This is a genomic window from Phyllobacterium chamaecytisi (assembly GCF_020164455.1).
Lineage (GTDB): Bacteria > Pseudomonadota > Alphaproteobacteria > Rhizobiales > Rhizobiaceae > Phyllobacterium > Phyllobacterium chamaecytisi.
Genome location: NZ_JAIQWW010000022.1, coordinates 54,580 through 77,130 on the forward strand (window position 1 = coordinate 54,580; position 22,551 = coordinate 77,130).

The following is a 22,551-nucleotide window of genomic DNA, read 5'->3' on the forward strand; positions in this document are numbered from 1 at the left end:
ACCTGGCTATTCACCCGGATAAGGTTGGTTCTTTAACAGGTCAGCAAGATGAGCGGTGTTGCGCGCCAGCATGGCAATCGCATCAGCGACTTGTTTCGGAACCTCTTTCAAGTCAATAAAATCGGTACTGCCCATCGCCTCGCCCACCCAATAGGCAACGGCATTGGGGGCAATGGAAAACCCGACATCGTTCAACGCCTGATACAACTCTGCTGAGACATGGTGCGCTCCATCTTCATTACCGACGACTGCAATCGCCGCAACCTTCCCATAAGACGGCATCCTTCCCTTATCATCCGTTTCTTCCAAGAAGGCGTCCATCCGCTCAAGTGCCCGTTTGCAAACACTTGACGGCTGTCCCAACCAGATGGGAGTGCCAAGGATCAGAATATCCGCATCGATGATCTGTTGTCTCAAGTCGGGCCAATCATCGCCGTCACCTTCATCGGACGTTACACCGGGTTTGATGTTCACTTCAGCCAACCGGACGCTCGACGTGTTGATATCGAGTGCCTTGAAAGCTTCAATGACCAGATCAAGCATCCGTTGGGTAGAAGATTCGCCACTTGCCTTCAGCGTACAATTTATCGCTAGAACATTCAGGGGCATGTCGTTCCTAATGAGCGTTGCGTGTTCGTCGGACTTAGGACCAAGGAACTGTTGCGCTCGGGAAAAGTTCCACGTGACCTCAATGCGACATCTTTTGCCTACGCCAGTTTTCGCGGTCGATAGGCCTTTAATGCTCCCTCCTTGGAGCGCGCAATCTCTCTGATGCTGGTTACCTCGCGCCCAACGACGAACCTGTCCTTCCATTGCAAGTCATGCACGGTTGGTTGCGTGGACATTCACGGCCGACACGAGCCCCGCCTGTCATGCCCGCTGAAGCCCAGCGCCGGGTTCGTTGGATCTCACCAGCATGCTTGTTAGAACCGCAGCGACAATTTCCATCGCAAGTGTATTCATATTCCGATGAAACAATTTTTAGCGAGCTTTTTTCGGAACATTATCAACTTTGCCAGGTTCACGGCTTGTTGGAGAGTGTGACGCTCTTCCGCACGGGATCCGGTGCCGTTACGGTTACCGCGGCGTCGGATCCCACCCCTTGCTAAACCAGAACATTGCAGGTCTCCACTGCCCATACGCCCAATGCTATCGCACCGACCTGTTCTTACTTTAGCACGGCGTCATGCCAACCTGCTATTAATGGTGGGTAGGATCGCTAAAAGTGGCTTGGTCCGTACATCCACGGAAACGCGTCTTTGAATTTTTATCATTTGTCATGAAACAAGCCTCGAGGTGTCCAGGCCTCAACTTTAGCCGTGCAGGTTGCCTGGCCAAGACGTTGTGGCTTTCCTACCAGGATTTTGAAACAGGTTCGAGCCCTTGTTCCCGCCCGAATGGAACAGATCGTTTGCGATCGGGTTGTGTGATAGAGCTCAAGAATGGAAGGAATGGCTGTGAGTCCCACGGACAAAGCTTCAGGCACGGGTACCCTGTTTGAGAACGATACCCAAACGCTCGTATCCGACGCATTTGGTGGTGACGCATCAGGCGGCGGAGCGTGGCCAAAATATTTAGAGACACACCAATCGGCGACCGAAAATCGTTCCATATATTCATCGCAATCATCGCAAATCGCTGACAACGCCAAGAGTGCCGCCACGCCTTGATGGCGGGATGGGCAAGTGCAACACTTTGTGTTTGGGCCCGACGTATCGTGGAGGTTCGCTCAAGTCTAAAGGACTTAACGCCCACCATGACGAAACCAATGCCCGATAAAAATATGGCGGCTGATTTCTCGGTCCATATTGCTGCCGGTCGCGGGACCATTCGCCTTCATATTCAACAAGAAGGTGCCCGATAGTCAGGGCGCTTTTCCTCATTGCATTTTGACGTTAGGTTGCGACCAAATTCGCAAATTTCCGAGTAACTCGACAAGCGAGGCAACATCCTTTGGCGCGGCCAGCAGGCTAACGCCCTCATCGACACCTTCGGAAATGCCGGCCTTTTCAAGTCACGGCGGGGCAGCCGCGGTGTATCCAATGAACTTGCAGTGCGCAAAGCGTCAAGACCCGTCGTTGCGGACTTCGATTGCTCCGGCCTCGTCTTCGATGCCCTCGACGATGACATTTTCCGTCAAAAGAATTCGTGACGCCATCCTTTGCTCCTTGTGGGTTGCCGCTCCAACCAGCCGCGCCTCACTTTGTCGCGTGGAGATACAGCGGCGGGAGAAAGCAATCTCAGCTACACAAGACGATTTTCCCACCTCCAGCGGCAAGTGCGGCAACTGGGGAACCAATCCTGTCCTTGCAAGTTCGTGCGTTGTTCATGAGTGTTCTGGAGATTGGCCATGTCACCCTTAAAATTGGTTGCTCTTGCCTGTGTTGTGAGTGCGAGTGCGGCAAGCCTTGCTGCATATTCGGATCCCCTCCCCCCGGATTTGACCTACCGTCCGCTACCGACGCAGCCCCTTTCGAGCGTCAGGGCCAATGACGAGGCGCAGAAACCCAAAGTCATGAAACGCCAGCAAAACCTTCTCAACAAACGATATGACCTCGCGGATAAACCTATTCCCGACGCCCGCATGTCCGGGGGCCAGAAAAAAGTGCAGGACGGTGTAAGGGTCAGGCTGCCTGACGGGGTCACCTGGGATACCTTGGCAAGTATGAGCCCAACCGAGATCCGCGACAAGAACCTTCTTCCCGAGGGCTTCAGACCCCTGCCGCATGTGAAGCAAGCCACGGGGGGACAGGTTTTCCCGCAAAAGGCAATAGACGAGATCGGCAAACAGGAGAACCGCGACCTCAAACGCTTTGATGTCGATTTTGATCTTCCCGATCACTTGACGCCGGAATTTCCCCCTCCGATTTTCCTGACCACGCATCCCGAACTGGGTGACGTGTCGCGCGGAGAACTTCTGACGATCAAAAATTTCTACGAATATATGAATGGCATCATTACGCCGGTCCAGATGGAGGGGCTCAGGCTTCTCCTGACGCCATTTCCCCAAGAGGAGTTCAACCAGACAGAAGATCGCAAGGTCGCGCAGCAGAGCATGGGCGTTGCCTGCCTCGACTGTCACGCCAATTTTCACACCAACGGAGCCTTTCACCTCACGCCGGATGTCCGGCCGCAAGCCGCACGTTTCCGCCTCGACAGCACCAGTCTGCGCGGCATGTTCAACCAACAAATCCATGGTTCAAAACGCTCGCTGCGTTCAATCGAGGATTTCACCGAATTCGAACAGCGCACGGCTTATTTTAATGGCGACCATGTCAGCGCCACCCGCAAAGGGGTGAACTTGCCCGACAGACCCAACCAAGTTGCCATGATGGCGCAAATGCAGAACATCATCGATTTTCCGCCGGCACCGAAGCTCGACCCGATGGGCAAACTCGACCCGGCGAAAGCGAGCGAGCAGGAATTGGCGGGCGAGCGTGTCTTCATGGGCAAAGGCCGCTGCGGCGAATGCCACCTGCCGCAAACCTCATTCCTTGACAACAACATGCATGATCTCAAGCTCGAACGTTTTTACAACATCGGTTACACCGCCAATGATCAGGTCGCCATTGCGGACGGTCCGATCAAGACGTTTACCTTGCGTGGTATCAAGGATTCGCCGCCCTATCTGCACGACGGGCGCCTGCTCACCTTGGCCGACACAGTGGAATATTTCAATCTTGTCCTCGGTGTGAAGCTGACGAAGGAGGAGAAGGATTCACTGGTGGCCTACATGCTGACGCTTTGATGCTGCCGACAACATCAGGAGACAGGATATGCGCAATTTTCTGACCATTATTCTCATGACAATCACTACCGCGCCGGCGGCCGCGCAGATAGGCAATCCCGCGGGGTTTGCACCGGACACACGGATGCAGGAACCGGGCGTACCCGCAGATCATCAAACGAACAATCAGGATCGGCTTTTTGCCCAGCTCGCGGCGGCGGGTGGACTGGCCGAAGTTGATCTTGCAAAGCTTGCCGCAACAAAGGCGGCCGATGCCAGGGTCAAGGAATTTGCACAGGCTTTGGTTGATGATCATTCCGATGCCAACAGCAGACTGAAGGCGTTGGCGGATGCGGCCAAGATACCATTGCCGGACACGTTGGACGCCGATCATAAGGCAGTACGACAGAAGCTGGACGCGGCCGAGGGACAAGCATTTGACGTTGCATACATCCGTTCGCAGATCATCGCTCATCAAAAAACCGCGCAATTACTGGCATGGGAGATCGGGTCCGGCGAGGACGCGCAATTGCAACGATATTCGGCGGCAACCTTGCCCGCAGTGATGAAACATCTACGGATGGCACAGGACATCGCCTCCGCGCTTACAGGGCAAGCGTCCCGCGAAATCGTTGCTGCAAAACATAATTGACGGTGTCAAATGTTTCGGCGATCCGTGGCCAGGCGGGCGAGACCACCTGTGCGGTGAACATGCCTATGACATCGGGGCCCTCGTCAAGCGAATGGCTTCTTGCCTAGCGCTGTACCACCCAGCTCTCCAACACTTCTTCGTCGAAGTCGTCTCCGGACAAGTCGCATTGAGCGGCATTGGTCATCCACCGGACAGTTGGGACCCCAGGCCAATTTCTCGGGAACCAATCACGCGTCATCGGCTTTGAATGACCCGTCACACCTTCATTTCTTGGAGACATCCGATGAAAGCACTGAGCATGCATGGCAAGGTCGACTGGCGCTGCGAAAGCATGCCCGATCCCAAAGTTGAACATGGCCGCGACGCCATCATCAACGTGACCGCCGGCTCGGAACTTCACATTTTCGACGGCGTCTTTGCCTCAATGAAGGTGCGGACCTGATATGCAGCACTACTATGATCTGCTGCTTGTTACGGGACCGTTGTTGCTCTTCATCCTGATGCTCTCCGTCCCAAGGGGCGATGGTGGCTCAGCCGCACCTGAAGTCCCTTTCAGCACGTCTCACTGCTGCTAATATTGGCCGAACAGACGGTTTTGGCGTCTCAACTCCTCGGCGAGAGGAACATACTCCCCGCGGCGGCCGTTGTCCGGGAGGGCTGACAGAAGACCATTTCGGCACAGGCGGTCATCATCCCAGCCAAGATGTTCAAGGATAGGATAAAGGCAAATACCTTCCAGAGGCACACCAGCAGACATAGCAATGCGGGCCTCCGAGCAGACATGTCGTAGCCATCCCGGCCGCGCTTCGTCCTCGATCCCGGTCTCTGCGATAAAAATCGGCTTTCCGTACCGGGTGAATGTATCCAACAACATTGAATTCAAGGGTCTGTACCGCGGGTCGTCTGAGGTGAGAGGGCCGCCCCCGAAAACCCACTGATTGTGTCGATAGTAGTTCACCCCAATGATATCGAGAAGGCTTTGATGGCCGCCAAGTTGGGGCCAACGGATCCCGCCTATCATGTCCCAGGCTTCGAACTGTGCCCGGCGGTGACCTTCTGCAGCATCATGTTCCCATGGCCGAGCGGGATCCACCACGACGTTGATGATCGGGTCGCAATGGACAAAACGGGCGCGAGGATCAACGTCAAGAATGGCATGCATGGCTGCAATCGACGATCGCACGAGTTGGACCTTCAGTTCAAAACCCCGGCCGTGCGCAAAAGGATTTAAATAGCCAACGTCGCCGCCGCCCCACGCCATGAAAGAAATTTCGTTTATCGGAGCGTAAAATGGGATGTCGTCACTATGTTCTTTGACTGTTTTGGCAGCCGCAGCGGCGAATAATGCAAATCGCGTCACGAATTCCGGTTTCCAGATATCGAGGCCGCACGGCCAACCGTAATGCAACAAGTCCCAAATGACTTGGGTTCCAGCCTCCCGGGCGGCTTGCAGCATCGGGAGGAAACTATCCCAGTTGTACGTCCCGGTCCCCCGGTCGATCAAATGCCAGCGAATCCCATCGCGAACCGTCGATATGGAATGTTCGTTCAATTGCGCGTAATCGGCTACAGCCGAAATGTCGTGTTTCGTCGAAGCGAGTATGTCGAGGCGGCGTCCAGAGACCAATTGGTGGGTTGAGCATTCAAACCCGCCTTGAAAGAAAGACTGGAATAGACCTCCGGCCGACATCACATCCACTGCACGGGGCTGAAGTAGTTTCAAGTGACAATCCCTCACGCAAAGGACGATGGGACTATTCAGCGCTTGGGGAACAAGCCTTGGACACTTGCTCTGATCGGGACGCCAGTTTTTCACCGCTTGTGAAATTCTTCAAGCGGCGATAGGTAGCCAAGGCTTGGCCGACAACCTGATCCATATTGTAGTATTTGTATGTGGCCAGACGCCCGACGAAAGTGACATTTGGGCTTGCCTTGGCAAGTTGCTCGTACCGCTTGAAAAGGGCCTGATTTTCCGGACGCGGGATCGGATAGTACGGGTCCCCCTCTGCGCAAGCAAACTCATAGCTCACGCTGGTTTTCGGGTGAACTTGTCCGGTGAGGTGTTTGTACTCTGTAATGCGGGTATACGGAATTTCTTCTGATGGATAGTTTATCACGCCCACAGGTTGGAAACGTCGCCTATCGTGCGTTTCATGTTGAAACTGCAGGCTTCGATAGGGCAGCGCTCCATACCTATAACCGTAATATTCATCGATTGGCCCGGTGAAAATCGTATGAGCTGCCTCATATTCTTTGCGCACATCAGAAAACTCTGCTTCCAGCAGAATATCTATATTGTCAAGGTCAAGCATATTCTCAAACATTTGAGAATAGCCATGGAGGGGCATGGCCTGGATACTGTCCTGAAAATAACGGTCGTCGGTGTTTGTGCGTGTCGGAATCCGCGCGGTGACGGATTTATCGAGCTCTGAGGGGTCAAGACCCCACTGCTTGCGTGTGTATCCCTCGAAAAAAGTACGATAAAGATCACGACCGACAGTGGCGACAACGGCATCTTTTGACGAAATGATCGCCGGTAGATTTTCCGCGCGACTGGCCAGAAAAGCCGCAGCTTGCCCGTCATTTTCAAGATCGAGCTGATACAGTCCGTTGAGCGTGGTGCGGTTGATCGGGATCGGAAGCAGCATTCCCCCCACATCCGCAAGGACCCGATGTTCGTAAACCCGCCAAGCGGTGAATCTGGACAGATAGGAAAAAATTGCGTCGCTGTTGGTATGAAAGATGTGCGGGCCGTATTTGTGGACAAGGATGCCACTGGCATCGTGAAAATCGTAAGCATTGCCCCCGACGTGGGGGCGACGATCGCACAATAGCACGCGTTTGCCACCATCAGAGGCCAGTCGCTCCGCCAACACTGAGCCGGCAAAGCCAGCGCCGACGATGAGATAGTCATACCTCTGGCCTGGGCGACTTTGCCGACGGATCGACGGACGGGAAAGATTTTGAACAGATTCCGCCCTGCGAACCATTGCAGCATCGAGATGGCTGTTCATGCGGTTGAAGGTTTCATCCCAGGTACAGGACGCAAGAATTTCATCAACTGGCACCAACCAAGAATCATCCGATTTTTTGAGTGAAAGCGCCCTCTCACAGAGCTCGATAAATTCCTGACTATCGTCGGCGATGAATACGCCTTTCACTCCGCCATAATGACGAACCACGTCCTTAACCGGCGTCGAGACGACGGGTCGCCCCGAGGCAAGGTACTCAGGCGTTTTTGTTGGACTTATAAAACGCGTCGCGTCGTTCAATGCAAAAGGCATAATCGCCACATCCCACCCGGCGAGATGGGCGGGAAGGTCCGCATAGGGGACCTGACCGACGTAGCGAATATTGGGGGCACGCGGCAGATCACCTTGGGAGATTTTGACAACTGGCCCAATCAAGACAACAGTCCAGTTCGGTCGAGCGGCCGCCGTCGCCGCGATCAATGCCAAATCCAGGCGTTCGTCGATCACGCCACAATACCCCAACCTCGGACGATCTGTGGTTGTCGCGCCAGGAAGTTTGGAAGGTCCGTTGCGGGCAATGCGAAAGTGCTCAATGTCGACACCCGAAGGAAAGGGATGAATGTTATCGTGAAGCAGCCGCTTTGCTTCGAACAAACTGTATCCACCTGTGAATACGACATCCGCTCTTCTCATCAATTCGGCTTCCAATGCGTGCAGACGCGCCGGCGCGCCTAAAAAATTCGCCAGTTCGTCCATGCAGTCATAAATCACCAGTTCGGCGTCGATCTTCCGTGCGAAATCGTACATCATCGGCGTGTAAAACCAGAAGGTTGGGTTTCGGCCCCCGCTCAAGTCAATCAACTGACGCACCATTTCCTCCAACGCATCCCGGGTCCGGGTCGCTGAATATGTATGAGGAATGCGGGGGCGAATGCACTTGACGCGAGAACCCTTAAATGTGTGAAATTCGAAGTAGGGCGCATGGTGATCTGTGCCGATCATTTCTTCAAAGAAGAATACTGGTTGATGGACCGCAAACCGCTCCATGAGATGCTGGGGGCGCTGATAGACAAAATCCCATCGAAGGTGGGAAAAACATATGAGCGGGCCGCGTTCGTTTGCGTTATTGTACTGAAATACAGTGGATTTTTCTCGGATGTTCATCAGGGCTCCTAATTGGTAGGTTTGACCTTGGCGAACCGATGGCTACCAACTAGGTTCCTTAAACGAAGCCAAGTGTACTCTATCGCACAATTAGTCCCACGTTCCTTTGAATGACTGCAACGCTCGAACTGTCGTTTTGGCGGGCTCACCCTCATCGACATGACGTTTGAAGGTTGGTCAACCTACGCCCAAAATACCGACGATACTGTTGACCCAATGCCGGAACGTTAGGTCACACGCCTGTTCTTCGTCTATGCCGACAAACATGCGCATGCGTGGCGTAGGCATTGAAAACGCCCAGGGTGGATTCGTTTGATGACCCAGATTGTCCACCAGATGACATGCGATTGTAGCGAGAAAAATTAGGCATGTGACAGGATGCTGGGAGATGGAGAGATTTGGAAATAGATTTCCATTTTAAGGGAACGGCCACGGCGTCTTTGAAATGAATGAAGGCCAAATCATACACAAGGAATGATCCTGTGCGAATCGATTTCGACGATCCCAAAGACGCGCGGAATAATCTGCTCTATCACCACTACGCCGGGCTATTTTGTATCGACCTTGCATTTGCCGGCGTAACTGGCTGGCTGGTCTACTTAGAATTCATGGAGCCAATGTTTCCATGGTCACAGCTAAACTTCACATCGCCCCGACGCGTTCATGCAGTTGAATGAGCAGTCATCCTACGCCAGGCTGTATTCCATCCGGGGTGGCCTCGGCAAGGGCGAGTACTGCCTTCGAAAGCAGTAGCCTGTCGCCTGCGTTACTTCTTTTGCGGTAATACGTACGCTCATTTGGTCACTTCATACGCACAAATCCTGAGAGCTGTTGAGGTTACCCCTGATGTAAGCTGGTAAGCAGTATCTGGGAGGGTACGCTAAATCACAAGGAGGAAACCATGTCTTCAACTCCACAGTGTCATCTTCCGCCCAGTCGGGCCAGACGTCACTTCCTTGGCGTCATCGCTGCCACCAGCGCTCGCCTTGTGGCCATGAGCAGCACAGCCGCTATGATTTCGGCTTTGCCAGCTCAAGCCAAGCCGAAGGAAAAACACGGCAATGGTCCAAAGGGAGGCGGCCACAACTGTTTCCTCCGTGGCACATCTATCAGCACCCCCAAGGGCAGCACCCACATTGAAGATCTCAAGATCGGGGACTTTGTTGAAACCGTGCGCGGCGAAGCCGTTGCCATCAAGTGGATTGGTCGCCGGGCCTACAAGATGGCCGGCCCATCCTGGAATGACAGCGTGATGCCAATCCGCATTTCACGCCACGCCATTGATGATCGGACGCCGCACAGCGATCTTTATCTCTCCCCGAACCACGCTCTGTTGATCGATGGAGTTCTCATCCGGGTGAAGGAACTTGTCAACGGCATTTCGATTGTGCCCGCGCTCCCTACACAGCAGGAGAAAATAGAATACCTGCAAATCGTACTTGACACCCATGAAGTAATTCTGGCGGAGGGTGCTCCCGCCGAGTCCTTTCTACTCAGGGGCAGCAATCATGAGAACTTCACAAACTTTGCTGAGTTTGAGCGCCTCTATCCAGGCCACTCCCGCCTTGCCATGACCCCTTTCGCGCCGATCGTGGGTTATGAAGGTGGACGAGAACACCTGAGGGCTCTTCTAGGTCTTGGCATTTCGCGCTTTGTTCAGGTGCACGACCCGATACAGGAGGCTTACACGAGAATCGCGGCACGGACCGGCCAGCTTGTGAATTGATATATGTCGGCTGCAGGTATTGAAAGGTCTTTGAACATCGAAGGGTGGCCCACGGCCACCCCTTTGTACGGCTTAGATCTTAGGCAATTATGACAACGATTTCCAGCGAGTCTGGGTCGACGATAACAATCCTGCCGTCGGCCAGCAGAAAATAGCGATAGCCTTCATATCTGGGGACAAGCTTGACAATGCGCGGCGGCAGCGGCTGCAGCTCGACGGTTCGCGGAACGGCCACGCCAACGTTCACTTCAAAGTTCACGTCGCGAACCGGTTCAGCTTTCGTTTCGGTTATGACCTGCTTGATCTGCGTCTTCTGCTCGGCCGTCACATTGACGCTACCTGTCGTTTCGTTCGAAGTCTGGCTCGAGGACTTGGCCGTATCATCGCCAGACGCTGGCTTACTGGTCTTGGCTGTGCCTTGCGTCGTGGTCGTGCCAGTCTGCTCCGGCGTCTGTTTCTTGCTGGCAGTGCCCTGATCTGCCGGAGCCTGTGCCTTGTCCTGGGTGGCCTGCTCGCCTTGTTTCTTCAACTTGGTGCCGGTTGAACCTTCAACCTTTTGTCCAGTGCTGGTGCTCGTGTCCTGGTCGGCCGGAGCTTGCGCCTGTCCCTCCGTTTGCTGGCTCTTCTTCATTGGAGTGCCAGTCTGACCTTCGGTCTGGGACTTCGTTGTTGCGTCCTGTTCCTGGGTCCCTGTCTGGCCCTCGGTCTGCTGGCCGGGTTTCTTTTTCAGCATTTCAGTTTGCGCAAGCCCTGCTCCCGGTGCAACGCCAAGCGCAAGGACGAGAACACTTTTCAAAATGATGTTCTTCATGGGATTAACTCCTCCAGTTTAACGAAAGTGGAAGAACGCCTGGGCGCTCTTCCACTTACCCTTTGCTAGTGCACAACGTGAACCACGGTCCTGTTGGAAGGATCGACGATCACACGTTGATGGTTGACCACGGCGTAGGCGTATTTCGGATTATCCGGGATACGCATTATCTTGACTCTGTTAGGCAATGGCTCGCCGACAACCACTTTCTGTTTAACAACCACCTCACTCTCGGGGATTGGCTGCTGTTCTACATATGTAACGACTCTCCTCGGCGGCGGAGCGAGCACGGTGCCAACAACTGCACCGGCAACGCCGCCGACAGCAGCGCCGACGGGGCCGCCAACGATTGCTCCAGTCACAGCGCCACCGGCAGCGCCGTTAACGGTGCCTTCCTGCGCAGGGGCAGCGGTTGCAAAACCAAGCACCAGTGCCCCGGCTACGATCAGTTTCTTGTACATAATCATTTCCTTTCGTCCTTTGTCCGGCTTTGCTGTCCGTTGCCCTTGGCTCGTCCTGCGTGGACGGCAAAGCTGAAGGGCAAACGTCATCGCAGGTGCGCCGTTCCGATTTCGGGCTTCAGTCCGATTTCAGGATCGGTCGAAAGTCTGATGCATACACGGCAAAGGTCTGAAATCCTTGGACAAAGGGCCGCCGGCGGAACAAAGCTCAAGGCCACAAGTTGTGGCAGCCGAAGGGAACGATTCCACAAGGGAGAGTCATCATGAAACGGATCTTGCTTGCCACGGCCGTGATGTTTGCGGTGTCTGGTGGCGTCTTCGCGCAGGATGCAGTGGTTATCGATGTGCCACAGCCGGCGCGCGACTATGTTATCGCACATCCGACCGACCCGGTGGTCGTCGAGGGCGATGTTGCAATTGGCACTGCAGTGCCAGAGGACGTCAAGCTGGTGCCGATCCCCGACAGTCCGGACTACGGCTATATCTACATAGATAAGCAACCGGTCATCGTATCGATGAAGGACCGGAAGGTCGTCTACATGTCGAAGTGATGTCCCTGAAATGGAATGTCATCGGCATCACAGTCCGCGCGCCACAAACTGAACGGAGCGCTGGGTCATGGTAAAGAAGGACGAGTTGAGAGTCCCCCACGCGTTTGAATTGCCCGTCGTTAAGGGCAACCGAACCCATATTGTCATCGTAAGTTCTGATCAACTAGGCGGCGTTTATCTTCGTTTGATGCGGAGAGCGACCGATCCGCGCCACGACATCTTCCGGGTAAATGTTGTAATCAATGGCATCGAATGTGAAACTGAACAGATCACCAGAGATGCAGCCAGGAGCTTGGCAAAGACGCTGGCTGACCTGACGATTATCAGTCCCTCGGATGACGACTGAGCCGTTAGCCCTGGTTTTCCCGGCAGCGTGCCATCAGGGACCAGTTCTCGACAGACTGCTTGTCGAAAACTTATAGGAGGCCACGATGCTTACCCATATCAAGAGGCTTCCCCCTCTTTGCAGCGCGGTCCTGGCGTTGGGCCTCGTCACAGTGCCCTATAAAGTAACACTCGAAAATCACTCCCTCGAGCTTCATACACAGTCTGCATGGGCAAAAGATGGCGGCAAAGGCGCAGGCCGCGGTGGTGCCAACAACGGCAATGGCGGCGGCAATAGCGGCAACAACGGCAACAGCGGGAATGCCGGTGGCAATAGCGGGAATGCCGGAGGTAAGGGCGGTAATAGTGGGAATGGCGGCGACAAGGGCAGCGCTAATGCAGGAGGCAACAGTGGCAATAGTGGAGATGGTGGCAACAACGGCAACAACGGCGGTCGCAAGGGCGACAGCGGCGGAGACAGTGGTACCAGCGGAGACAACGGCAGCGACAGCACAAACACCAGTGCTGGCAACAGCGGCAATGTTCAGAGCGGGAAAATCGCCCCATCCACCCCCGCCGAAAGCGTAGCGATCGACGGTTCCGCGATGGAAGTTCGACACTGGAACGGAATGAGTGAACGTATCAAGGATGGTCGCTACGTGATGAAAGACGCGAAAGGGCGTACGATCATCAATCGCACCGCGACAGTATCCGATGAATCAAGATTGCGATCGTTCGACCGCTGAACCTTAGGCAAAACGAGAAGGAACATCGATCAAGGTTGCGCGTTTGTCGACATGTCCAAGCTTCCCTTCCCTTATGTGACCATTGCCGCCGATGAAGCTGGCAACACGAAAAACATCGCTTCGGTCGGCGAGGCCGCATTATGGCTGATTGAACATTGGTCTCAAAAGGGCAGCGACAAATTCGAGGCGGCAAAACGGGCCTGCCTGGACGCTCTGGATGGCAAGATGACGTGCACGGATTGCAGGGAGGCCTTCATTGAAGCTGCTAAAGAGGCGGGTATCTACATTACACATCAGCGGCTTTAGGGCTTTTGACTATTGTTGACTAGGCCTTTGGTCCGATTTGACGTCACGGACTCCATGTTAACTTTACATCCCGACACGTCCCGGTCGGGATTGGCCATTCAGGTTGGCTAACAGCCCGATCAGCTGACTTTACCCTTCCAGCTGATCGGGTTTTTCCGCCTCTCCGGAAAAACCAGGAACTGTTGCTCGCGGAACGCCCCGCAACACAGGGTCGCTCCAAAATGTCCGCCAGCAGACATAGCATTGACGCGTCCGCCAATCAGTTTTTTAATGTTATTGTCGCTGGACCTAGTCGTGGCAGACCTGCGATTGAGAGACGAACGAGCTCTCGCCTAACGTGTCGTGGCGGGAGGTTCGTCATGGTTCGGGGCCTTAAAACATTTTACTATACAAGCGATGACTGGAAGGTCATGCAGGGCGCGCTGCTGAAGGCGTCCGGAAAGCTTCAGCGCAATCGAGATCACCAAGACACGGATCGTCTCGCGCGAAGAGTGATGACGCTGTTTGACCGCGGCCTTCGCGACGTGGAGGTTATTGCTTCAGCAGCAGCCTATCAGGAAGCCTTGGTGGCCCGTATTGCGACCGTATCGGGAAAACATCATGGCTAGCATGCCGCAACGTCTGGATCAGAGTTGGATTGCAAGACTTGCGGTACGATCTATTTGGAAATCCCCAAAGAAGTTCAAAGCCACACGCCGATTTATTGCAACACATGCGCAGAGCTCCTTAGCCGTTGGGATGAACTCGAACTCGATTTTAACCAACAAGGCGGACAGCACGGCATTTTTGAGATGCATGATGGCCAGGCCATTCGAAAGGAGTGATCCTATGCGAATACAATTTGAGGACGACCCTGAAAATGATCGGGCTACAATGCCTGATCGCCATCACCTTCTGATCGTATGTATCGGTCTCGCCCTTGCCGCTTTAATTGCCTCGATAGCTTATTTGGAGCTCTCAGATCCAATGTTTTTGTAATCCAAATGCTCCTTACACAAGGACGTGTAGGTCTTTGGATATCTACTCATAGGCTTTGGTCCGATCTCGAGACGTCTGCCAAATGCTATCATTCAGGTTGCTGACACCACCCGTCGGCAATGGGGTCCACCATGGCCCCGCAGCTCGGTCAGCAGGACCTAAAGCGTCCTTGACCGGGCCCTTAAAGGAGAAGAGCCACACCACCAAAGAGCAAACCGATCAAGCCGCGTGAGAAGCGCCAACCACAGCTTGCGCTTGATCCCCTGCCAACGCGTATTGAACCTCAACTGACGACCCTCGCCACAAAGGTGCCTAACGGGGGTGGCTCGGCCCACGAGGTCAAATGGGACGGCTATCGTTCTGCGGTACACGCCGAGCCTAACGAAATTCGTATCATTACTCGAGGTGGCCACGACTGGACACGCTATTTCCCTGCGATCGACGATGCAGCAAGAGCTCTCGGTCCCGCGAGGTTCATTCTTGATGGAGAAGCTGTCGTGCTCGATGCCAAGGACGTGCCGAACTTTGGCCTGTTGCAACAGGATCTGGGCGGCCGGCGTGCAACCCGCGCGGCTCACAAGGCTGTGCTCTATGCCTTTGATCTGCTCTATTTCGATGGCCGCGACCTAAGGGGCCTTGAGCTGTCGTCACGGCGACGTCTGCTCGAAACGTTCCTGGAAGGTGAGACAGGGGCGATACCGTCTGTCGGAAGAGATTGAGACTGATGACGCAGCGGCTTTGCTGCGTTCGGCCTGCGCTCATGGGCTTGAGGGGATATTGCCAAGCGTAAGGACAGCCCCTATGGGTCTGGCTGGCTGGCCGGTCGATCGACTGGCTGAAAATCAAATGCTCGAACAGCGAAAGTTTCGTTGTCATCGGCTACGAGCCATCCTTTCTGGTTCGCGGCAGCATCGCAAGCTTGCTGCTTGCTGCGCGCAAGAACGACGGCTTGGTTATGTCGGCCATGTCGGCACCGGCTTTTCCACAAAACTTGCACGAGACTTGAGGGTTCCACCGGACGGCATGCGCGTCGCCGTTCCCGCAGCCAACGGCATTAAGGGGAAAAAATACGTTTTCGTGGAGCCAACATTGGTCGCCGAGATATCCTGTGGTTCCTGGAGGCGTGATGGAAAACTGCACCATCCATCCTTTAAGGGGCTAAGGGGCGTTGCTGATAGCGCTGAATCCACACGATGGACGGGAACCAATCACTTTAATCGGAGTTTGGGCAACGTTGTCCGGCAGGCATTGATAACCACCCTGGCAACAGAGGCTCGTCGTAATCTCACCCACCCCTTCGGGAAACTCCGCGGCGAGACTCACCTTTTGTTAACCATAGAGGCGCACGCTTTGGGTGCTGACCATAGTGCCACTGGGTCGGCACCCGGCCTGCTTTCGTATTGCGTATCCGGCAGGTCGGGACATCCGGCCTACCCCATTATCGTGCCAACCGAAAATGCGACGGACGCGCTCTACCCTAACCACCCGAGCCGTGCCCATAGATTTGGATGGGCCTCCGGCTCGGGGAGGTGTCGGGATTGTTGCCGTGGGTATGACTGATGCGATCCTGCACAGCTGAGGCGGGACGCCGCCGCCGCTTGCGCACTTGTCCCGTTCGAGTCGTCGGCATAGTTGAGCGGAGCTGGCGACGTTCATGGCGGTACGGTACGATATTAGTCGACCTCGAGCGTCGCTCGGTCGTGGAAATCCTGAAGACCGGAGTGCATCGAATACTGCGCAATGGCTCAATACCGTTCTGGCGCTTGCCCCGGGTCTTACGCCGTCACATCGATGCTTCTCAGCGCACGCATGCTGGCGTGCAAACATGCCGAACACCACAGAAAGACCCCTTTAAGAGCAAAGTGACACTCGCGCTACGGATCAGAACCTCCAGGCGGAACAGAATGGCGGAGAGCATGGCAGCTGGCCCATCGGCTGGTGCTTGATCGACGATACCTTCGCCACTCACCTATGCAGGTAGCGTCATCGCCGATCTCGCGCTGGCTATCGTCTCCGCCTCTTTTCGACTAAGTACCTTGATGTAACGGCCGAAATGCGAGCTCTCTTTAATGACTGATACTGCCTCGACGTCACCAAAGTTTCTGTTCAGGGCGACTTTGCCAATTTTTGGCATTGCCATGGCTGTTTGCGTTGCAATTTTCGCGCTGCTCGCATGGTCAAGTCGGATGACTGATCAGATTGCCGTTGAGCGGCAGGAACGGCTGCTCGCCTTGGTACTATCGCAGGCGCAGTTCTCGATCGCTCACGATCAGGAAAGCGCGACCGTCTGGGATGAGGCGGTACGCCAGGTCAAAATTCCCGACAATGGGGAGTGGCTGAGCAACAATCTTGGCGGCTGGATGACCACGTATTTTGGTCATGATGCGGTCTATGTTCTCGACGGAAAAGACAATGTTCTGTACGCCTTTGCTGATGGCAAGCAGATCGATCGTTCCGTGTATGACATTGCCAGATCGAGCGTCGCCCCGCTTGCGTCGAAGCTTCGCGAACTGTTGCGCAATCCCGATCCCGACGGATTTGGTGACCGGGTATTGAGCGCAGGCGCCTCGGAAATCGTCACACTTGGCAGCCGGCCGGCAATCGTCAGCGTCAAACCGATCGTCTCCGATAGCGGCAACGTTTTACAGACGGTTGATGAAACCTACCTGCACGTGTCCGTTCGCTATCTGGACAAGAGCTTCATCGCAGACCTTGAACGAGACTATCTTTTTGATGGCCTGCGATACGCATTACAAGACACATTGCAAGCAGGCGAATACAGTTATCCACTTCGGTCCACCGCCGGGAATACCATTGGATATTTTATCTGGCAGCCCTATCGCCCCGGTTCCACGGTCATGACGCAAATTGGCCCGGCATTTGTCGGCATTGTGCTGTTGATGTTGGGCATCATGGCGGTCCTCCTGGCGGTCCTACGCCTGAGATCCGCCAGGCTGCGCGACAGCGAAGAGCGGATGAACTTTCTCGCACTGCATGATTCCATGACCGGTCTGCCCAACCGGGCACATTTCAACGATAAGCTCGATGAGGCACTGTCAACCATCAGGAATGCCTCGGTGGCAGTGCTGTATCTCGATCTCGATAGATTCAAGCAGGTCAACGACACGCTCGGACATCCGGTGGGTGATGAGCTCATCCGGCAGTTCACGAAGCGCCTCAAAGACATCATCGACCAGAAGACTTTCATGGCCCGGGTCGGCGGTGATGAATTCACGATCATTGTTCCCAACTTCGGACCACTTTCGGCGCTCGAAGCGCTGTGCGAGCAAATAATAACCGTTGTCCGGTATCCATTCGATATCGATGGAAACCATATCTTCATCGGCGTAAGCATAGGCGTCGCCACCGCGCCACTGGACGGTACTGGGGGCGACGAGCTTGTCAGAAAGGCCGATATAGCGCTCTATCACGCAAAGACCGCCGGTCGAAGCCGGTTTGCAATGTTTGGTAAAGAGATGGACGCCATGTTGCAGCAGCGCCGTGCCTTGGAACGGGAGTTGCGCAAGGCCGTGAAGTCGGAAAACCAGATACAGATTGAGTATCAACCGCTTTATTCGGCCGAGGAACAGCATATCACCGGGGTTGAGGCTCTCCTGCGTTGGCAACATCCGGAACGCGGCTGGATTTCGCCGGAAGTGTTCATACCCATAGCGGAAGAAGCGGGCCTGATCGAAGCGTTGGGCGAACGTGTTCTGCGGCAGGCTTGCGCGGAATCGCGATCATGGCCAATCCAGACCCTCGCCGTAAACGTGTCGGCAGTCGAATTGAGAAATCCGGCCTATGCGATGAAAGTTGCGAAACTGCTATCGGCAATCGGAATGGATCCTCGCCGGCTCGAATTGGAGATTACGGAAAGTACTCTTACCGACAGCGCCGGACATTGTGAACACAACATCAGGGCGCTTCGTGCATTGGGTGTGACCATCGCGCTTGATGATTTTGGAACGGGCTTTTCGTCACTTGGACGACTGCAGCAGCTTGAAGTCGATCGCATTAAGATTGATCGAAGCTTTGTTCAGGGCTTCGGCCGCTCGGCCAATGACGAAGACATTGTCAAAGCCATTGTGAATCTTGCCCACGCAAAAGGTCTTCGTACGACAGCGGAAGGCGTGGAAACAACCGAGCAAAGTGACTACCTACGCCAGATCGGCTGCGATGATCTTCAAGGCTTTCTTCTGTCCCGTCCTATGTCCGCGGCGGGTATCGAACGCCTGCTGCGCGTCTCTGGTTCACTTGATCCGCTTTTTCCAACCGCGCACGACAAAAGTGGTGGGAATCCATTATAGAACACAGCTGACAGATGCGATGATTCGACGGTCAGAACGAACAGGTTCTTAACGAGCAAGAGGCTGCGATGCTTATTTTGTTTATCACTCTTGCTGTTGTATTTCGGGTGGCAACGCTCCTCATTTCGATCAGCAATGAGCGGAAGCTGAAAGCTGCCGGCGCCACGGAGATTGGCAAGACCAACTCAAACATCCTGGCTGTCGCGCATGTTGCGTTTTATCTGTGTGCGATCATCGAATACGCGTTCACTGACCACAGTATAGACACCGTCACTTGGCTCGGACTGGCCATCTATCTTGTTGGTGCAATATTCCTGATAGTGGTGATTGCGAGCCTTGGTCCACAATGGACAGTCAAACTCATCATCGCTCGAAATCACGTGCTGGTTACGTCCCTGCTGTTCCGTCTTGTCAGGCATCCGAATTATTACCTGAACATCCTTCCGGAGCTCATCGGATTTGCGCTCACGCTCCATGCATTCTGGACGCTTGTCGTAGGCATGCCTCTCTATCTGATCCCGCTTTTGGTTCGGATTGGTCAGGAGGAAAAAGCCATGCGTGTCCACTTCCCCCAGTATTGATGCACGTTCGTATTCCGACGACTTTTCAGGGAGCCATCTCCAGCACCGGCTGGTTATTTCCAGCTTATGCACAGAAACGGGCTGTATGGATAAGCTTCGTTTGACATGGCAATCATTGCTGATTGGCAGCAAGACGTTTGGCCATCATGTGTCCTATCTCACCTCCTTCGCCCGTTTGGTACCTCGCGAAAAGTTCACAACGATCGCAATCAACACCGTGCCGACAATGAAAACGAAGGCCGCGGCGGCGATCGCCGGGCTGATGTTTTCCCGTATCGTGGAGAACATTTGCCGTGCGAGTGTCCGCTGGTTTGGCCCCGCCACGAACAGCGTCAGCACGACTTCGTCCAACGACGTCGCAAAAGCGAAAACAGCCCCAGATACGATACCGGGGAGCGCCAGCGGCAAGGTTACTTGTTTCAGCACCGTAACGGGTGCTGCGCCGAGACTGGCTGCCGCCTGCTCCAGCCGGCGATCAATCCCCTGCAATACCGCCAGGACGTTGACAACGACAAAGGGCACCGCCACCACAGTGTGGGCTATGATCACCCCAAGATAGGTGTTGGTCAAAGCATATCGAGCAAACATGAGCTGCATGCCGACGCCGAGCACCACCGCCGGCACCACCATCGGCAAGAGAAAAACCGTCTTGATTGTCGTAAGGACAAGCGAAAGCTGCTTGTCGCGCAGTCCGAGGGCACCAACGGTTCCCAGGAATGTCGCAAGCACCGTGGTGCCGCAACCGATGATGAGGCTGTTGATGATGGACCGCTGCCACACACCGGCGGTGAACAGCTCAACGAACCATCGGGTTGAGTAAGCTGGAATGGGATAGTTGAGGAAGACACTGTCGGTGAAAGCGAGCGGCAGGATCGCAATCAGCGGTGCGATCAGAAAGAAGACGGTCGCAGAACCGAAAATCAGTTTCGAAAAACGCAACACGCTCACGGACTCGTTTCCCGTTCTGACGAAAGTCTGAGATATATCGCATAGAGGATCATCGTGGCCGCCAGGAGGACCAGCCCGAGCGCCCCTGCCATGCCCCAGTTGGCTGCGCCCGTGGCGTAGTAGGCGATCACCGAACTGATCATCTGATCCTTCGCGCCACCGATCAGGGCCGGCGTGATGTAGTAACCGAGCGCGCTCATGAATACCAGGAGCGAACCAGAAACGACGCCGCGCAGCCCGAGCGGCAGCAAGACATTCAAGAATGCCCTGACGGGATGAGCGCCCAACGACGCCGCGGCCGGCATCAGGTTTTTGGGGATACCGATCAGCACACTGAAGATCGGAAGCACCATGAAGGGAAGCAGGACATGGGTCATGGCGATGATGACGCCGGCTCGGTTGAAGATCAGCGGTATCGGACTTGACGTTACGCCCGATTGCATCAAGACCGAATTGATCAGCCCCCTGTCCTGCAACAAGATGAACCATGCCGCGGTTCGCACCAGCAATGACGTCCAGAGCGGGAGCAGCACCGCGCCCAGCAACAATTGGCGCTTCCAGCCATCGACCGAGGCAGCGATCATGGCGAAGGGAAAACCGATCAAAACGCACGCCCCTGTCACCGTCAAAGCCATCACAAATGTCCGCAGCATGATGGCCTTGTTCGCCGAAGCATCAGCCGGAACGGAGGCAATTGCACCGGACGCGTCCCGTTGCAGGTCAACTGCTGCCAAAAGATTGCGGTCCGTGATTTTCGAAGATGCTGCCACGCTGACGGCCTGCCAGTAGGAAATGTCACCCCATCGCTTGTCCAGCGCAACAAGATCAATGCTTCCGGCCGTGTCCAAAGCAGCCTTACGCGTTTTGGGCATCAAGGTGCGAAAGCCGGATTTGGCACTGTTCAGCCGCCGGACAAGATCCCCGAACAACTGGTCGTCGCTGATCTGGCGCAGGTCGGCAACGAAAGCAGCTTGCATTTCGACGGTTGGGGGGCTGGTGCGATTCCAGCTCGAAACCGATCTCGCGGTGGCGGGGAGCGTGCGTGCCGCCACCGGGTCGGACACAGCGGACTTCATCATCGTGACGAGCGGCAACGCAAAAAAAACAATAAGGAACAGCAACAGCGGCGCGACAAGCGCCAGGGAAATCACCTGTTTGCTGAGCCTTGGCGCATTCATGGACGGACCACCCAGCAATCGGACGACAGGAAGGAAAGTTGCACCTCATCACCAATCGAAAGCGTGGGCTGGCTGCGGTCCGTCTTGATGATCAGCGACTGGCCGTCGCTTCGTGCAATCAGCCGCAAATGATCCCCGTGATAGACGATATCGGAGACGGCGGCGGTGATGTTGTTGCCCGCAGCCTCGCGGCGTCCCACCTTTATCCGCTCGGGTCTTATCGACAGGCAAACTTTGCTGTTTGGGCCAAGGTCCGTGGCTGTTTCAACGAGAACCTGCTGGCCGGCGGGCAACTGGACACGGGCCGTGCCACCTTCCATGCTTTTTACCGTACCCCAGACCAGATTTGTCTCGCCAATGAACTCCGCGACGAATTGCGTGCTCGGATGGTCGTAGATATCCGAGGGTTTGCCAATCTGTTCTATTTTTCCGCGATTGAAAATCGCGATGCGATCCGACATCGTCAACGCCTCCGATTGATCGTGCGTCACAAAGACGATCGTCAGCTTGAGCCGCCGATGCAGATCCCTGATGTCCAATTGCATTTGTTCGCGCAGTTGCTTGTCCAGTGCGCCGAGCGGCTCGTCCATCAAGACCACTTCTGGCTCGAAGATCAGGGCACGTGCCAATGCAACCCGTTGCTGCTGTCCGCCCGACAGCTGTGACGGACGCCGCTCGGCAAGTGAACCAAGCTGCACCATATCGAGCGCCTTTCCCACGCGCTCCTTCACCTCCGCACGCGGGAGGCTGCGCATTTTCAAGGGGAAGGCGACGTTCTGCGAAACCGTCATGTGCGGGAAGAGCGCATAATTCTGGAAGACAACACCCATATTGCGTCTGTGCGGCGGCAAACTGTCAATTCGTTTGCCGCCCGCCCAGATCGCGCCGCTTGTCGGATTCTCGAAACCCGCAAGCATCATAAGTATCGTCGTTTTGCCCGAACCGGAGGGACCAAGCAGGCTGATGAACTCCCCCTTGCCGATCTCAAGATTCAGTCCCTCGACCACGGTGAGGAGCCCGAAGGATTTGCTGACCTCCTCCAAGCGGATGAATGGATTGTTCAACGTCGATCACCTCGGCTCTCGGGAAGCAATGCGCAATGGCGACGGCTCCGACAAA

Annotated in this window: 20 protein-coding genes and 2 pseudogenes; 14 read left to right on the plus strand and 8 right to left on the minus strand. The window is 55.1% G+C overall.

Going from position 1 to position 22,551, the window contains the following annotated elements:
* Window positions 1-6: 6 nt before the first annotated feature.
* Window positions 7-609, minus strand: a complete 603-nt coding sequence (locus LB462_RS26025; RefSeq protein ID WP_224514088.1) for a flavodoxin family protein — start codon at window positions 607-609, stop codon at window positions 7-9.
* Window positions 610-2,350: 1,741 nt separating this feature from the next.
* On the opposite strand from LB462_RS26025, the gene LB462_RS26030 reads away from it, so the two are divergent.
* The 3 genes from LB462_RS26030 (at window position 2,351) to LB462_RS26040 (ending at window position 4,821) form a co-directional block, all read left to right on the plus strand.
* Window positions 2,351-3,748 carry a cytochrome B6 gene (locus LB462_RS26030; protein ID WP_224514090.1) on the plus strand — a complete coding sequence of 466 codons (1,398 nt, stop codon included), beginning with the start codon at window positions 2,351-2,353 and terminating at the stop codon, window positions 3,746-3,748.
* 28 nt (window positions 3,749-3,776) lie between these two features.
* Window positions 3,777-4,379: a DUF4142 domain-containing protein gene (locus LB462_RS26035; RefSeq protein WP_224514093.1), complete on the plus strand. Its 603-nt coding sequence runs from the start codon at window positions 3,777-3,779 to the stop codon at window positions 4,377-4,379.
* A gap of 283 nt (window positions 4,380-4,662) precedes the next feature.
* Window positions 4,663-4,821, plus strand: a complete 159-nt coding sequence (locus LB462_RS26040) for a hypothetical protein (protein WP_370637302.1) — start codon at window positions 4,663-4,665, stop codon at window positions 4,819-4,821.
* Between the two features lie 129 nt (window positions 4,822-4,950).
* On the opposite strand, the pseudogene LB462_RS26045 reads toward LB462_RS26040, so the two are convergent.
* Together LB462_RS26045 and glf are read right to left on the minus strand one after the other, a co-directional pair.
* Window positions 4,951-6,057, minus strand: a pseudogene (locus tag LB462_RS26045) (glycoside hydrolase family protein); the annotation flags it as partial.
* Between the two features lie 76 nt (window positions 6,058-6,133).
* Window positions 6,134-8,515, minus strand: a complete 2,382-nt coding sequence (gene glf, locus LB462_RS26050) for a UDP-galactopyranose mutase (RefSeq protein WP_370637303.1) — start codon at window positions 8,513-8,515, stop codon at window positions 6,134-6,136.
* Window positions 8,516-9,527: 1,012 nt separating this feature from the next.
* On the opposite strand from glf, the gene LB462_RS26055 reads away from it, so the two are divergent.
* Window positions 9,528-10,241, plus strand: coding sequence for a Hint domain-containing protein (locus tag LB462_RS26055; RefSeq protein WP_370637304.1), 714 nt, complete (start codon window positions 9,528-9,530; stop codon window positions 10,239-10,241).
* 79 nt (window positions 10,242-10,320) lie between these two features.
* On the opposite strand, the gene LB462_RS26060 is transcribed toward LB462_RS26055, so the two are convergent.
* Both LB462_RS26060 and LB462_RS26065 read right to left on the minus strand, forming a co-directional pair.
* Window positions 10,321-11,052 carry a DUF1236 domain-containing protein gene (locus LB462_RS26060; protein WP_224514097.1) on the minus strand — a complete coding sequence of 244 codons (732 nt, stop codon included), beginning with the start codon at window positions 11,050-11,052 and terminating at the stop codon, window positions 10,321-10,323.
* A 65-nt stretch (window positions 11,053-11,117) separates the two neighbouring features.
* Window positions 11,118-11,513 carry a DUF1236 domain-containing protein gene (locus LB462_RS26065; protein WP_224514099.1) on the minus strand — a complete coding sequence of 132 codons (396 nt, stop codon included), beginning with the start codon at window positions 11,511-11,513 and terminating at the stop codon, window positions 11,118-11,120.
* Between the two features lie 263 nt (window positions 11,514-11,776).
* Between LB462_RS26065 and LB462_RS26070 the strand changes: the two genes are divergently transcribed.
* The 10 genes and pseudogenes from LB462_RS26070 to LB462_RS26105 all read left to right on the plus strand — a co-directional run bounded on the left by LB462_RS26070 (window position 11,777) and on the right by LB462_RS26105 (window position 19,306).
* The gene (locus LB462_RS26070) at window positions 11,777-12,064 is read left to right on the plus strand and encodes a DUF1236 domain-containing protein (protein ID WP_224514101.1); all 288 of its coding nucleotides are present in this window, start codon (window positions 11,777-11,779) and stop codon (window positions 12,062-12,064) included.
* Between the two features lie 67 nt (window positions 12,065-12,131).
* Window positions 12,132-12,410, plus strand: a complete 279-nt coding sequence (locus LB462_RS26075) for a hypothetical protein (protein ID WP_224514103.1) — start codon at window positions 12,132-12,134, stop codon at window positions 12,408-12,410.
* Window positions 12,411-12,495: 85 nt separating this feature from the next.
* Window positions 12,496-13,134, plus strand: a complete 639-nt coding sequence (locus LB462_RS26080) for a hypothetical protein (RefSeq protein WP_224514104.1) — start codon at window positions 12,496-12,498, stop codon at window positions 13,132-13,134.
* Between the two features lie 51 nt (window positions 13,135-13,185).
* Complete coding sequence (locus LB462_RS26085; RefSeq protein ID WP_224514106.1) at window positions 13,186-13,440, plus strand: DUF982 domain-containing protein; 255 nt, start codon at window positions 13,186-13,188, stop codon at window positions 13,438-13,440.
* A gap of 359 nt (window positions 13,441-13,799) precedes the next feature.
* Window positions 13,800-14,048: a hypothetical protein gene (locus LB462_RS26090; protein WP_224514108.1), complete on the plus strand. Its 249-nt coding sequence runs from the start codon at window positions 13,800-13,802 to the stop codon at window positions 14,046-14,048.
* 678 nt (window positions 14,049-14,726) lie between these two features.
* A complete protein-coding gene (locus LB462_RS31815) occupies window positions 14,727-15,137 on the plus strand; it encodes an ATP-dependent DNA ligase (protein WP_444359183.1) in 411 nt (136 codons plus the stop codon).
* A gap of 127 nt (window positions 15,138-15,264) precedes the next feature.
* Entirely contained in the window at window positions 15,265-15,978 is a 714-nt protein-coding gene (locus tag LB462_RS31820) for an ATP dependent DNA ligase (RefSeq protein ID WP_444359184.1), read from the plus strand.
* 12 nt (window positions 15,979-15,990) lie between these two features.
* A pseudogene (locus tag LB462_RS31620) lies at window positions 15,991-16,171 on the plus strand (ISL3 family transposase); the annotation flags it as partial.
* 316 nt (window positions 16,172-16,487) lie between these two features.
* Window positions 16,488-18,725 (plus strand): bifunctional diguanylate cyclase/phosphodiesterase, encoded by a 2,238-nt coding sequence (locus tag LB462_RS26100; protein ID WP_224514110.1) that lies wholly within the window; start codon window positions 16,488-16,490, stop codon window positions 18,723-18,725.
* 68 nt (window positions 18,726-18,793) lie between these two features.
* Entirely contained in the window at window positions 18,794-19,306 is a 513-nt protein-coding gene (locus LB462_RS26105; protein ID WP_224514113.1) for an isoprenylcysteine carboxylmethyltransferase family protein, read from the plus strand.
* A gap of 153 nt (window positions 19,307-19,459) precedes the next feature.
* Here LB462_RS26105 and LB462_RS26110 read toward each other — a convergent pair whose 3' ends face one another.
* Genes LB462_RS26110 through LB462_RS26120 form a run of 3 tightly spaced genes read right to left on the minus strand, consistent with a single transcriptional unit; the run spans window position 19,460 to window position 22,496 of the window.
* Window positions 19,460-20,254: an ABC transporter permease gene (locus LB462_RS26110; protein ID WP_224514115.1), complete on the minus strand. Its 795-nt coding sequence runs from the start codon at window positions 20,252-20,254 to the stop codon at window positions 19,460-19,462.
* Entirely contained in the window at window positions 20,251-21,432 is a 1,182-nt protein-coding gene (locus LB462_RS26115; protein ID WP_224514116.1) for an ABC transporter permease, read from the minus strand. The genes LB462_RS26110 and LB462_RS26115 overlap by 4 nt, the downstream gene beginning before the upstream one ends.
* Window positions 21,429-22,496, minus strand: a complete 1,068-nt coding sequence (locus LB462_RS26120) for an ABC transporter ATP-binding protein (protein ID WP_224514118.1) — start codon at window positions 22,494-22,496, stop codon at window positions 21,429-21,431. The genes LB462_RS26115 and LB462_RS26120 overlap by 4 nt, the downstream gene beginning before the upstream one ends.
* Between the last annotated feature and the right edge of the window lie 55 nt (window positions 22,497-22,551).

Bases quoted from the DNA above. Each gene is read 5' to 3' on its own strand.
- LB462_RS26025 (WP_224514088.1), bottom strand. From the start codon at position 609: ATGCCCCTGAATGTTCTAGCGATAAATTGTACGCTGAAGGCAAGTGGC.
- LB462_RS26030 (WP_224514090.1), top strand. From the start codon at position 2,351: ATGTCACCCTTAAAATTGGTTGCTCTTGCCTGTGTTGTGAGTGCGAGT.
- LB462_RS26035 (WP_224514093.1), top strand. From the start codon at position 3,777: ATGCGCAATTTTCTGACCATTATTCTCATGACAATCACTACCGCGCCG.
- LB462_RS26040 (WP_370637302.1), top strand. From the start codon at position 4,663: ATGAAAGCACTGAGCATGCATGGCAAGGTCGACTGGCGCTGCGAAAGC.
- glf (WP_370637303.1), bottom strand. From the start codon at position 8,515: ATGAACATCCGAGAAAAATCCACTGTATTTCAGTACAATAACGCAAAC.
- LB462_RS26055 (WP_370637304.1), top strand. From the start codon at position 9,528: ATGATTTCGGCTTTGCCAGCTCAAGCCAAGCCGAAGGAAAAACACGGC.
- LB462_RS26060 (WP_224514097.1), bottom strand. From the start codon at position 11,052: ATGAAGAACATCATTTTGAAAAGTGTTCTCGTCCTTGCGCTTGGCGTT.
- LB462_RS26065 (WP_224514099.1), bottom strand. From the start codon at position 11,513: ATGTACAAGAAACTGATCGTAGCCGGGGCACTGGTGCTTGGTTTTGCA.
- LB462_RS26070 (WP_224514101.1), top strand. From the start codon at position 11,777: ATGAAACGGATCTTGCTTGCCACGGCCGTGATGTTTGCGGTGTCTGGT.
- LB462_RS26075 (WP_224514103.1), top strand. From the start codon at position 12,132: ATGGTAAAGAAGGACGAGTTGAGAGTCCCCCACGCGTTTGAATTGCCC.
- LB462_RS26080 (WP_224514104.1), top strand. From the start codon at position 12,496: ATGCTTACCCATATCAAGAGGCTTCCCCCTCTTTGCAGCGCGGTCCTG.
- LB462_RS26085 (WP_224514106.1), top strand. From the start codon at position 13,186: ATGTCCAAGCTTCCCTTCCCTTATGTGACCATTGCCGCCGATGAAGCT.
- LB462_RS26090 (WP_224514108.1), top strand. From the start codon at position 13,800: ATGGTTCGGGGCCTTAAAACATTTTACTATACAAGCGATGACTGGAAG.
- LB462_RS31820 (WP_444359184.1), top strand. From the start codon at position 15,265: ATGCTCGAACAGCGAAAGTTTCGTTGTCATCGGCTACGAGCCATCCTT.
- LB462_RS26100 (WP_224514110.1), top strand. From the start codon at position 16,488: ATGACTGATACTGCCTCGACGTCACCAAAGTTTCTGTTCAGGGCGACT.
- LB462_RS26105 (WP_224514113.1), top strand. From the start codon at position 18,794: ATGCTTATTTTGTTTATCACTCTTGCTGTTGTATTTCGGGTGGCAACG.
- LB462_RS26115 (WP_224514116.1), bottom strand. From the start codon at position 21,432: ATGAATGCGCCAAGGCTCAGCAAACAGGTGATTTCCCTGGCGCTTGTC.